Raw genomic sequence first — 1036 nt, forward strand, 5'->3', positions numbered from 1 at the left:
GTCTTCATGAGCGATTAAAAAGTGATCTTAAATTCAGGTATCGTTGTGGCTTTGCTTTAGCTGAAAGTCCACCTAGTGTGTCTACCTTCAGCCGCGTTTTCCGTCACATCGTAGACAAAGGTATTGCAGAACAACTCTTTCGGGATCTGGTCCAGCTTTGTAAAGCTCACGGCGTCATCAAAGGAGAAAAAGTAGCCATTGACAGTATGGCCATTGATGCTTACGAGAAAAAACGATCGAAAAAGCAATGTCAGGATTCAGAGTTGGCCAGTTGGGGTGCTAAATTCGATGAAATGAAACAAAAAATCACTTGGTTTGGCTACAAAATTCACCTGGCAGTGGATACAGAAAGTGAACTTCCAACTGCATTGGAAGTCACAACAGCCAGTGTGAATGACGGTGACGTATTCCCTGACCTGGTCAAAGAACATGTTGATCTTTTTGACGGCCTTAAATACGTCATTGCAGATGCTGGATATGATCAGCTGAAATGTTATCAAGCTGCTCGTGATTATGGTGCACAAGCGATTATTCCTTTAAATCTCAGGAATGAGAAAGAACCGCCAGAAGGCATGACATCAAATGGAACGCCGATATGTTCCATGGGCTATGAAATGACATATTGGGGCTCAGAAGGCCGATACCTAAAATTTCGTTGTCCGCATGCGACAGGCAAGGTGGATTGTCCCCATGGCACCATATGGTGTTCCCCTTCAAATTACGGGATGGTCGTGAAAAAGAAAGCAGATGATGATCTCAGACGATACGCAATTCCCCATCGGGAATCTCAAACATGGCAAGATCTGTATCGTAAAAGATCCTGTGTCGAACGTTGTAATTCACGGATGAAATCACACATGACAGCCAACCGTCTTCACGTACAAGGCAGAGATAAAGTCAAAGTGATCGCTCTATTCAATGCCATTACGCTTCTTGTTCAAGCCCTAAGCATGCATCTAAGACAAAGTATGAACATCGCTGCTTAAAACCAAAATTAAACATGGAAATCACCAGCCCGCATATGGTGGGGAGGGGG

1 protein-coding gene is annotated in these 1036 nt (G+C 44.0%); it reads left to right on the plus strand.

Annotated elements, in window-relative coordinates; translation table 11 throughout:
- Window positions 1-986 (plus strand): transposase (locus J2S00_RS19855; protein ID WP_307344037.1); only part of this gene is annotated, 986 nt, incomplete at its 5' end.
- Window positions 987-1036: the final 50 nt, after the last annotated feature.

Source organism: Caldalkalibacillus uzonensis (genome assembly GCF_030814135.1).
GTDB classification, from domain to species: Bacteria; Bacillota; Bacilli; order Caldalkalibacillales; family Caldalkalibacillaceae; genus Caldalkalibacillus; species Caldalkalibacillus uzonensis.